Source organism: Roseateles sp., assembly GCF_049240545.1.
GTDB lineage: Bacteria > Pseudomonadota > Gammaproteobacteria > Burkholderiales > Burkholderiaceae_C > Paucibacter_A.
Genome location: NZ_JBMLSK010000254.1, coordinates 1 through 11,192, shown reverse-complemented (window position 1 = coordinate 11,192; position 11,192 = coordinate 1). Strand labels below are relative to the sequence as shown.

5 protein-coding genes are annotated in these 11,192 nt (G+C 63.3%); 2 read left to right on the top strand and 3 right to left on the bottom strand.

Features of this window, described 5'->3' with window-relative positions; genetic code table 11:
- Positions 1–502: 502 nt before the first annotated feature.
- Together ACOVRJ_RS16905 and ACOVRJ_RS16900 are read left to right on the top strand one after the other, a co-directional pair.
- Positions 503–6,547 carry a PAS-domain containing protein gene (locus tag ACOVRJ_RS16905; RefSeq protein WP_422045003.1) on the top strand — a complete coding sequence of 2,015 codons (6,045 nt, stop codon included), beginning with the start codon at positions 503–505 and terminating at the stop codon, positions 6,545–6,547.
- Positions 6,544–7,509, top strand: coding sequence for a diguanylate cyclase (locus ACOVRJ_RS16900; protein ID WP_422045002.1), 966 nt, complete (start codon positions 6,544–6,546; stop codon positions 7,507–7,509). Before ACOVRJ_RS16905 ends, ACOVRJ_RS16900 begins: the two co-directional genes overlap by 4 nt.
- 9 nt (positions 7,510–7,518) lie before the next feature.
- Here the strand turns inward: ACOVRJ_RS16900 and ACOVRJ_RS16895 are convergent, their stop codons facing one another.
- The 3 genes from ACOVRJ_RS16895 to ACOVRJ_RS16885 form a co-directional block, all read right to left on the bottom strand.
- Complete coding sequence (locus ACOVRJ_RS16895; RefSeq protein WP_422045001.1) at positions 7,519–8,166, bottom strand: GNAT family N-acetyltransferase; 648 nt, start codon at positions 8,164–8,166, stop codon at positions 7,519–7,521.
- Positions 8,167–8,255: 89 nt separating this feature from the next.
- Entirely contained in the window at positions 8,256–9,458 is a 1,203-nt protein-coding gene (locus tag ACOVRJ_RS16890; protein WP_422045000.1) for a diguanylate cyclase domain-containing protein, read from the bottom strand.
- A gap of 12 nt (positions 9,459–9,470) precedes the next feature.
- On the bottom strand, positions 9,471–10,994 hold the full coding sequence (locus ACOVRJ_RS16885; protein WP_422044999.1) for an AMP nucleosidase: 1,524 nt from the start codon (positions 10,992–10,994) through the stop codon (positions 9,471–9,473).
- Positions 10,995–11,192: the final 198 nt, after the last annotated feature.

The window sequence follows — 11,192 nt, the reverse complement described above, 5'->3', positions numbered from 1 at the left end:
GCTCGTTGGGCTCATAACCCAAAGGTCGTAGGTTCAAATCCTGCCCCCGCAACCACAAGAACCGAAAGCCAGCTCCTGGTTTTCGCGGAAACAGTCAAACGCCAACCCATCGGTTGGCGTTTTGCATTGCGAGCAGCTTTTGCTGCAAGCAAGTTTCTTGATGCCAGCCGCACAGCTACTCTTGCATTCAAGCGTCAGTTTGTTCGGCTGAACTGCGCTGTCTGGTTACTCCTGCGGTTCCTTGAAGGAGCTGTGACCAGTTCATCTGACTGCTGGCGCTCGTTGTAGCCCCCTGGCTTCGGCGTGCACCACGGGCTGTAGCTTGAATAAGCACTGCTTTTCCAAGAGTCGCGCTCAAATGCTTGGCGCTGCACTAGACTGAGGCCAACTTGGATTGGGCTCGACAGGTGCGCAGTGCATGATGCAAGAGCAAAGTAGGCCGCAAACTCGACGGGCTGGCCGGCTAACTGGTACGGACCGGCGACAGCAGGGCGCTGCTTTGGTGAAGCCGTTGGTGGTGTTTGCGCTGGTGGCTTGCGGGCTTTTGCTCAGCCTGGGTTTGGCCTCAGGCGCGCGGGATCAAAGCCAGCGCGATGCGCAAGCCCGCTTCGAGCGTTTGTCTGACCGAATCGAGACCGAGGTTGAGCGTCGCTTGCGCATGCTGGTCTATGGCTTGAAGGGCGCGCGCGGTGTCTACGCCACCGGCGTTCAGGTCCGTTTGCCGGAGTTTCGACGTTATGTCGAGTCACGCAATATGGAGCAGGAGTTTCCGGGCGTGCGCGGCTTTGGCTTTATCGAACGGGTCGACCGTGCAAGTCTGCCCGCCTACGAGAAGGCCGCCCGGCAAGACGGTGCCGAGGATTTTGCGGTCCGAACTTCGGGCGACACGCCTGATTTGTTTGTGATTCGCTATATCGAACCCTTGGCCAGGAATCGACAGGCGCTGGGTTTTGACGTTGGCCAGGAGCCGACGCGACGGGCAGCGGCCGAGCAGGCCATGCGCAGTGGCGAGGCCACCCTATCGGGCGTCATCACCCTGGTTCAAGACGAACAGAAGCGCGCCGGATTTTTGCTGTTCGTGCCGATCTATCGCACCGGATCAGACCCCCAAACGGACGAGCAAAGACAGCGGGCTTTGCTGGGCTTTGTCTATGCGCCGGTGGTGGCCGAGGAGTTGATGGCGGGTGTGGTCGATGTGGCCGACCAGATGCTGGACTTTGAGCTGTTCGATGCCACGTCGGGCGAGGCCCAGAAAAGCGTGGTGGTGGTGCGGGCACCCTCTTCGGCGCCAGGGCCGTCCTTTGGCTTGGCGCCAACGCGTTTCTCGGCGGAGCGCAGTTTTGTATTCGCCGGCCGCGCTTTGCATTTACAAACACGCAGCGCCCCCGCTTTTGATCGCATGATAGATCAAGGCCCGGCGCGCACGATCTTCATTGCGGGTTGCGCGCTGACCTTGGCTTTGGCCTTGGTGGTTTGGTTGCTGATGACGGCGCGCGAGCGCGCGGAAGCGCTGGCTCGGCGAATGACGTCCGATCTGGAACGACTCGCGCGTGTGGCGCGAGGCACCAGCAATGCCGTGTTCGCGTCCGACACCCAAGGGCGTATCAACTGGACCAATGAGGGCTTCACCCGGATTACCGGCTACAGCGCTGCCGAGGCTCTGGGTCAGATGCCGGCTGATTTGCTGGGCCTGAGCGCTGTCAGTCAGACCGCCACAACGGCCCAGCGCGCGGATGAGCGCAGGACCTGGCTGGCCAGTTTGGTGCTGGCGCGTCAAGGTGAGCGCCTGGAGGAACAGTACCGCAGCAAAGATGGGCGGCAGCTGTGGGTGGACGCCGAGATTCAGCCCGTGTTTGATGAGCAAGGTCGCCATGCCGGCTTTATTGAGATTGCCCAGGACATCACCGACAGCAAACTGAAGCAGCTTCAACTTGACCGGGCCCTGAGTGAAAACAAGGCCTTGCTGGACACCATCCATCAACAGGCCATTGTGTCCGTCACCGACAGGTCAGGCTTGATCGTCGATGCGAATGCGGCTTTTTGTCGCATCAGCGGCTATTCGCGGGACGAGTTGCTGGGCCGTAACCATCGACTCATCAACTCCGGCACCCAAGGGCCAGACTTCTGGCCGGCGGTTTGGGCTCGAATCAGCCAAGGCCAGTCTTGGCATGGTCAGGTCTGCAACCGGTCCAAGAACGGCGAACTGTACTGGGTGGACAGCATCATCGCGCCGGTCTTGGATGAGACGGGTCAGATCGAGCGCTACATCTCAATTCGCACGGACGTCACCGAGGCCAAGCGAGCCGCGGCAGCCTTGGCCGACCAGCAAGCCCGACTCAATCGCATCATCGAAGGCACCCATGCCGGGACCTGGGACTGGAATGTGCAGACCGGCGAAGCCCGGTTCAATGAGCGCTGGGCCGAGATGCTGGGTTGGACTTTGGCCGAGCTCGCGCCGGTGAGCGGTCAGACCTGGGTTGATTTGTGCCATCCGGACGATATGCACAAGGCTCGCGAGTTGCTGATGCGGCATTTCTTCGCCGAAACGCAGTTCTACGAATGCGAGTTGCGCATGCGTCACCGCGATGGGCATTGGGTGTGGGTGCTCGCGCGGGGCAAGCTGTATGAGCGCACGCCCGACGGCGAACCTTCCTGGATCGCCGGTACCCATCTGGACATCAGCGCCGCCAAGGCGGCCGAGGAATTGCTGCTGCACAAGCAGATGGTGCTGGACCGTGCCGAGCGTCTCACGCAATTGGGTGCTTGGGAGGTGGACATGGCGACCCACCTGCTCAGTTGGTCGGCGCAAACCTACCAGATGCATGAGATACCGCTCGACCGCCTGGTTACGCTTGAAGACGCACTGGCCCATTTCTCGGCCGAGGACAGCACCAAGTTGGCGCAGGCGCTGAAGCGGGCGGTGGACGGTGGCGACTCGTGGGACATGGAATTGCTGCTGCGCACCGAAACGGGCCGTGAGGTCTGGGTGCGCTCGGTGGGCGAGGCGGTGTTTGATGACAGCGGTGCCTTGCGCATCGTGGGCACCTACCAAGACATCACCGAACGACGAGCGCTTGAGAACGAAACCAAGCGCAGCCACCAAGTGCTGCAAAGCGTCTTGGAGAACCTGCCCTGTGCCTTGAGCGTGTTTGATGCGGACTTGAAGCTGCTGGCGCATAACCAGCAGTTCCTCAGCCTGCTCGACTTCCCGGCGCATCTGTTCGAGGAGCAGCCGGTGCGCTTCGAGAACATCATTCGCTTCAATGCGGCGCGGGGGGAGTACGGCAATGGATCGGATCTTGAGTCCACCATCGATCAGATCGTCCAGCGTGCGCTGCACCCGAGCGCGCATCAGTTCGAGCGCACACGACCGAACGGGCGAACACTGGAGGTGCGCGGCTCACCGATGCCCGAAGGGGGCTTTGTCACCACCTATGTCGACATCACCGAGCGCCGCAAGCTGGAGGACGAGCAGCGTCGCAGCGCGGAACTGCTCAAAGCGGTGCTGGAGAGCCTGCCTTGCGGGCTGAGTTTGATCAACACGGCGCTTCAGGTCACGCTCTACAACAGCAAGTACGCCGAACTCTATGGTCTGGATCCGGAGTTTCTGGGTCAAGGGATCTTGACCGTCGAGCGGGTCGCCCGCCTGATGGCCGAGCGGGGCGAAGACGGTCCGATCAGCACCGAAGCCGCCCTGTCGCTGGCACGCGAGCATGGAGAAGCAGCCCTGCGCGGACCTCATCAATGGGAACGCCAGCGGCCGAATGGCTTGACCCTGGAAATGCGCAGCAACCCGCTGCCCAGTGGTGGCTTTGTCACGACTTACATGGACGTGGGCGAGAGGCGCCGGGCCGAGGCCGAGTTACGCCGGGCCGAAGCCCTGTTGCGAGGCTCCATTGATGCCGTGGGCGAGGCCTTTGTGCTCTACGGTCCCGACGATCGGCTGGTGTTCTGCAATGAAAAATACCGGCAGATGTATGCCGCCTCCAGCGACTTGATCGTGCCCGGTGCGCGCTTTGAGGACATCATCCGCGGCGGCGCGCTGCGCGGCCAGTACCGCGATGCCCAGGGTCGAGTCGAAGATTGGGTACGCGAGCGCATGGCGGCCCATCTGCAAGGCAATACCTTGATGGTGCAAAAGCTTGACGACGGCCGCTGGATCCGCGTCATCGAGCGCAAGATGGCCGATGGCCACACCGTCGGCTTCCGCATCGACATCACCGATTTGGTGCTGGCCACACAGGCCGCCGAGGAGGCCTCCCGGTCGAAGAGCCAGTTCCTGGCGAATATGAGCCACGAGATCCGCACGCCGATGAATGCCATCTTGGGCATGCTCAAGCTCTTGCAAAAGACGCCGCTGACCCACCGGCAAATGGACTACGCCAGCAAAACCGAAGGCGCAGCACGGTCTTTGCTGGGCTTGCTGAACGACATCCTCGACTTCTCCAAGGTCGAGGCGGGCAAGATGACGCTGGATCCTCAGCCCTTCAATCTCGACAGCTTGCTGCGCGATCTGTCGGTGATCCTGTCGGCCAATGTGGGGCTCAAGCCGCTGGAGGTTTTGTTCGACCTGGACCCCGCCTTGCCGCCGGTGCTGATGGCGGACCCCATGCGCTTGCAACAGGTGCTGATCAATCTGTGCGGCAATGCGACCAAGTTCACGCAGCGTGGCGAGGTGGTGTTGAGTGTCAATCTGCTGCGCATCAGCGAAAGCGATCTCGAGCTGGAGTTTGCCGTGCGCGACTCCGGCATCGGCATCGCGCCCGAGCATCAGCAGCATATTTTCTCGGGCTTCAGCCAGGCGGAAGCATCGACCACGCGTCGCTTTGGGGGCACCGGGCTGGGGCTGGCCATCAGTCAGCGTTTGGTTCAATTGATGGGCGGCAGCCTGGCCCTGCAAAGCGAGCCAGGGCGGGGCAGCTGCTTCTCTTTCAAGCTGCAGATGGGGCGCGTCGGGGACGCTCCCTTGCCCGTCGCATCAGGCCTCGAAACAAGCGCAGTCCCTGGCACTGGCTTGCGCGCCTTGATCGTGGATGACAACCCGATTGCGCTGGAGGTGCTTGGGGCCATGGCCGAAGGCATGGGTTGGCAGGTGGGCTTGGCCGGCTCGGCGGAGGCTGCCACGGCGAAGCTGAAGCAGGCACAGCAGGATGGCATGCCTTATGAGCTGCTCTTGATGGATTCGCCCATGCCGGGCTTGGAGGAACTTGATGCTGCGCAGCGACTGCAAAGCGCGAGCGGACATCCGTCTTTGTTGTGTCTGGCCATGGCGACCGCGCACGGCCGGGATCAGCTGAGTCAGCGAGGGGATGTCGAGCAAGCCGGTTGGCGTGGCATTTTGGTCAAGCCTTTGACGCCGGCCATGTTGCAAGGCGCGGTGGATGCAGCGCGCAGAGAGGCGGGGCCCGGTCCCGCCGTCGCACTGAAGCCGCCACCAAGTCTGGCCGCCAGGCCCTTGCAAGGCATGCGCTTGTTGGTGGTGGAAGATAACCTCAACAATCAGCAGGTTGCCAAGGAGCTGTTGGAGGATGTGGGGGCCACGGTCGCTTTGGCTGACAACGGCCAGGTGGCGCTCGACCTGCTGCGTGCCGACGCACAACCTTTTGATCTGGTCTTGATGGACATGCAGATGCCGGTGATGGACGGCTACACGGCCGCGCGGCTGATTCGCAGCGAGTTGAGATTGACCCGCTTGCCGGTGGTGGCCATGACCGCCAATGCCATGGCCTCCGACCGTGAGGCCTGCTTGGCTGCAGGCATGAATGAGCATGTGGGCAAGCCCTTTGATCTGGAGCGCCTGGTCGCCCTGCTGCTGCGGCTGACCAGCAGGACTGCATCTGCATCTGCGCCAGCGCCGGCGCAGCCGGTCAGCGCGGTCGAGGCCGCCCCGCGGTTTCCAAGCTTGAGTGTGCCCGCGTCGCTGTTGGAGCGCGGCACAGCGCAAGGCATCAATGTGCAAGCGGCGATGGACCGCTTCATGGGCAAAACCGATTTATTCCTGCGCATGGTCAAGTCCTTCAACGCTTCGGCCTCCGAACTCGCACCCCAGCTGCGGGCCAGGCTGCTGGCCGAGGCGCAGCCGCAGCGAGGTGAGGCCGGCATGGCGCTGCACTCCTTCAAGGGTCTGGCCGCCACGCTCGGTGCCGAGCAGATGGCGGCCCGGGGTGCGGAAGGCGAAGAGGTGCTCAAGCGGGGCGACAATTTGTCGCAGGCCTGGATTGATGAGTTGGAACGCGAGGTGCAGGCCGGTTGCCGCGATATGCTCAAGCTGGCGCAGGACCTTTGTGATCTGACGCCGAAAGCGGCCGCTCCAGCGAATGCGAGTTCGAGTCTGGAGACGTTCAAGACCTCCTTGAGTGATTTCATGCAACTATTGAGCAGCTTTGATATGGGGGCCACCGAAGCGTTTGCTCGCCTGCGGGAGCAGCATGCCGCGCGTTTGGGGTCAGAGCTGGAGGCGCTGGACGCCGCGGTTGCGGGGCTGGATTTCGAGGCGGCGCAGCAGATTTGCAAACGACTCTTGCAGTTGGCGGAAAGACCCGGATGAGCATGCACATCAGCAGCCAAGAGCCCGCGATGCAGGCCGTCAATGCCTTGCAGCAGTTGGGGCGCAAGCCGCGCTTGCTGATCGTGGACGATCAAGCGGTCAATATTCAAGCGCTCTATCAGGTGTTTGCCAGCGACTACCAGGTCTTCATGGCCACCAGTGGCCCGCAGGCTTTGACGATCTGCCGAGAGAAGCATCCCGATCTGATCTTGCTGGACGTCCAGATGCCGGGCGTGGATGGCTATGAGGTGTGCCGACAAATCAAGGCCGACCCCTTGTTGCAGGATTTGCCAGTCGTTTTTGTGACCGCGCACAGCGACACGCAGGCCGCGACCCAGGGTCTGGAGGTGGGGGCGGTTGACTTCATCTCCAAGCCCTTCACGCCTGCCGTCGTTCGGGCGCGTGTCAAGACCCACTTGACCTTGAAGCTGCAGAGCGATTTGCTGCGCCAGATGGTGTTCATCGATGGCCTGACCGGCGTCTACAACCGGCGCTACTTCGACGAGCGTCTGGAGGCCGAGTTCCAGCGTGCGCGCCGCAGCAAGTCGACCTTGGCCATGCTGATCGCCGATGTGGACTTCTTCAAGCGCTACAACGATCACTATGGGCACCACAGCGGGGATGAGGCCTTGCGGGCAGTGGCTCGGGTGATGCGAGCACAGCTCAAGCGGCCCGCTGATCTGCTCAGCCGTTATGGCGGCGAGGAGTTTGCTTGCATCTTGCCCGACACCCCTTTGGAGGGCGCGCTGACCTTGGCCGATGAGATGGAGCAGGCCTTGCGTGCGGCGCATATCCCGCATGCAACTTCGGGGGTGGAACCGATCCTGACCATGAGCATCGGCGTGGCCACACTTCAGCCCACCCCCGGCCGGGTCGAGGCCGAGTTGGTCGTGGCGGCCGATGAGCAGCTCTACGTGGCCAAATCTCGCGGGCGCGGCCAGGCCAGCGGCGTGGCCTTGTAAGGCCGCGTGTCAGGGCTGCTGCAGGCGTTTGTAGTAAAGCGCGGCCCCCTGCAAGCGACCTTCGGCGCAGGCACCATAGTCGGGGATTTCGCCGGCCCGCAGCCAGCCCAAATGGGCATAGACCGCTTCCGCCTGTGAGCCGCTGGGGGTTTCCAGCACCAGCAGGGAACGGCCTTGGGAGAGCGCGCTGCTCTCGAGGCGGGCCATCAAGCGACTGGCCAGGCCCTGACCGCGTGCTTGGCTGTGCACCATCAAGTGCTGCACTTCGCCACGATGGTGCGCGTTTGCCAGCGGGCACAGCGACAGTTGCACGGTGCCCAGTAGGCGGCCCTGCGGGTCCTCATCGGCGCAGGCGACCCAGAGTTTGTGGCGTGGTCCCAGGCGCGCAAACACGCCGTGCCAATACTCCAAGGCCGCATAGCGCGACAGCGGCGCCAGAAACCCCAGGCTGGCCCCGCGGTGCACGCTGTCGATCAACAAGTCGCAAAGCTCGGGCAGCCACTGCAGTTCGTGCGATGCAAGCTGGCGCAGCGTGACCGAGCGGCGGGCAGACGGGGCCGGCACGCTTGAACAGGCGATGGCATGCGCCATCTGGGCGGCTTGCATGCGTGCCGGGATCGCCGCCGAGGCGAGGGTGCTGACCGAGTGAAGCGACATGGGAGAGGCCTTTGCTGCAAAAAGAAGGGCGCCATCTCATGAACGGCGCTATCCAGTCCTATGCAAAGCCTGTGCCAACTGAGTGGGGCTCAACCCTCCAAACCGGGCTCGGCTTGGAGTCGCCCATGACCGCCCCGTTTGGCTTCATACAGTGCGGTCTCGGCGCGCAGCTTCAGGTCCTCGATATTGCGATCCCCAAAACGCAGCTTGGCCCAGCCGCCGCTGAAGTTCAGCGCAAAGCCAAGTTCGGCCTGGGCGCGTTGGGTCAAAGCGTCGCGCATGCGCTTGTCCATGGCCTGCGGCCCTTGCGCTTCGCAGCGCGACATGAGCAAGCCGAACTGATCATGCCCCACACGCCCCGCCAGGTCTCCGAGGCGCATTTGCGACTGGATGCAACTGGCGAACAGGGCCATGGCGCGGTCGCCGGCCTGAGGCCCATGTTCGGCCGTGATGGACTTCAAATCATCGATGTCCAACAACACCATGGCCAGCGGCTCCTGATGGCGGCGCGCCATCGAGATGAAGTCGACCGCGCGGGCGGCAAAAGCGCGGCTGTCCGGCAGCCCGGTCAGGCCATCGGTTTGCGCCAGCTTGGCCAGATCGGCCTCGATCTCATGACGCCAGGCCAACACCAGCGCCAACAGCGCCAGGCTCAGCCCCCAGTAGGCGGCCAGTCCCAAAGTCGTGTTGATGGCATCGGCAGAGAACAGGCTGGGCAGGCTCTTGCTGTAGCCGCCCAAAAGACCACGCAAGACGCACACCAGCAGCGCAGGCGCGCATGCCAGCAGGAGCAGCATCCGCCAATGCTTGTTGTCGATGCCAGGCAGGCCAAGAGGCGCGGCTTCTGACAGCGCGCGCGGCGCAGTGTCCTCCTTGGGGTGCCACAGCAGACTGAACATCAGCTGCGCCAGCTGCAGCGCGAGCCAGAACTGGGCCCAGGCAACACGAAAACTCGCGTCCTCAAACTGCAAGCCGTAGACCAAGGGCATCAGGACCGGGGCCAGCAGGGCCAGCGCGCGGCCGGGCTGGGGCTTGAGCCAGAGCTGCAGACTCCACCACAAGGCGCTCAGGCTCGCGCTGAAGCCCGCCATCGCCAAGGTCTGCCACAGCCGCGCAGCGCCGAGGTCAACGGCGGCCAGGCAAAGCCAGGCAAACGCCTGCAAGCCCATGAAGGCCTGCGCCCAGCGTGCCGCGGGGCTGGGGCGCAAGCCCATCAGCATCAACAGCAGCACGCTGGAGGTCAGCGACTGCACCAGCAACAGATTGAACAGGGTGGGGTTGTCGAAGTGCATGGGGTGGATTCTCTACTGGAAGGCCACCTCGGCAAAGCTGCGCAGCTTGCGGCTGTGCAATTGGCTCAGCGAGCCCGTACGCAGCAACTCGACGGCGCGCAGGCCAATGCGCAGATGTTGATCGACGCGAGCGCGGTAGAACTGGTCGGCCATGCCGGGCAGCTTGATCTCGCCGTGCAGCGGTTTGTCGCTCACACACAGCAAGGTGCCATAGGGCACGCGGAAGCGAAAGCCATTGGCGGCGATGGTGGCGCTTTCCATGTCCAGCGCAATGGCGCGGCTTTGGCTGAAGCGGCGCTCGGGGCCGCCGTGGCGGTCATTCGGCAGCAGCTCCCAGTTGCGGTTGTCGGTGGAGGCCACGGTGCCGGTACGCAAGATGCGCTTCAACTCATAACCGCTGAGTTGCGTGACATCGGCGACGGCCTGCTCCAGCGCCAGTTGAATCTCGGCCAAGGGCGGAATCGGCACCCACAGCGGCAGGTCTTCGTCCAGTACATGGTCTTCGCGCACATAGGCGTGGGCCAGCACATAGTCGCCCAGCTGTTGGCTGTTGCGCAGGCCGGCGCAGTGGCCCAGCATCAGCCAGGCATGCGGGCGCAGCACCGCGATGTGGTCGCTCATGGTCTTGGCGTTGGCGGGGCCGACGCCGATATTGATCATGGTGATGCCGCTGCGATCACGTCGCAGCAAGTGATAGGCCGGCATCTGCGGCAGCCTCGGTGGCGACGCGCCCAGCGCATCGTGGGCCTCGGGCGCGCAGCCGACGCGGCGCGTCAGCACATTGCCGGGCTCGACAAAGGCGATGCAGTCGTCCAGCTCGCTGGGCCGCGCCGGGTCGGGCGCTGTGCTCATCAACTCACGGCCCATGCGCACGAATTCATCGATGTAGAACTGGTAATTGGTGAACAAGACGAAGTTCTGAAAATGCTCGGCGCGGGTGCCGGTGTAATGGCGCAGCCGGTGCAAGGAGTAGTCGACCCGTGGCGCGGTGAACAGCGAGAGCGGCTGCGGCGCGCCGGGGGGCAGGTCTTGCGTGCCATTGGCAATGCCGTCGTCCATGGCCGCCAGGTCGGGCAGGTCAAAGACCTCGCGCATCAGGCGGCGCCGCTCGGCGCTCAGCTGGCCTTCAATGTGTTCTTGCTCGCCGATGGCGAAGTGCAAAGGGATGGGCTGGTTGCTGCTGCCGATTTCCAGGCCCGAGCCCTGCGCGCCATGGTTGGCCAAGAGCAGTTCGAACTGGCGCAGGTCGTAGTCGGCAAACAAGTCGGGGCGGGTCAGCGTGGTCTCGAACACACCGGCATCGGCCACAAAGCCGTAGGCCAAGCGCGAGTCGGGGTGCAGGCTGGTGTTGCTGCGCAGGCGCACAAAGGGATAGCAGGCGCGCACCTTGTCCGGGAAGTCTTCACCGGCCACAAAGCGCTGCAGCGCATCACGCAAATGTTGGAGGCTGGCGCTGTAAATCTGCTGCGCCTGGGCCAGCGCGGCGGCGGCCTCATGAAAAACGACGGGTGCAAAAAACGGTGGGCTGAAACTCATCGGCAAGGCTCCTGACTTTGACGCTGATTGTGGCGCGCCAGAGCCAGGGTCATCGCAAGGAATGCGCGGGGTTTGAGCAAGGTCTTCCGTGTGTACCGTCAATGCGTCCAGCCTGATCGGTAGAAGTTTTGAGACTCAGGGGCGGGTGATGTCCCAGGAGGTGGTGTAAGTTTTTGAGCGAGGCGGCCCAGTGAGGGT

Excerpts from the sequence above, each read along its gene's own strand:
- ACOVRJ_RS16885 (WP_422044999.1), bottom strand. The coding sequence starts at position 10,994 with ATGAGTTTCAGCCCACCGTTTTTTGCACCCGTCGTTTTTCATGAGGCC.
- ACOVRJ_RS16895 (WP_422045001.1), bottom strand. The coding sequence starts at position 8,166 with ATGTCGCTTCACTCGGTCAGCACCCTCGCCTCGGCGGCGATCCCGGCA.
- ACOVRJ_RS16900 (WP_422045002.1), top strand. The coding sequence starts at position 6,544 with ATGAGCATGCACATCAGCAGCCAAGAGCCCGCGATGCAGGCCGTCAAT.
- ACOVRJ_RS16890 (WP_422045000.1), bottom strand. The coding sequence starts at position 9,458 with ATGCACTTCGACAACCCCACCCTGTTCAATCTGTTGCTGGTGCAGTCG.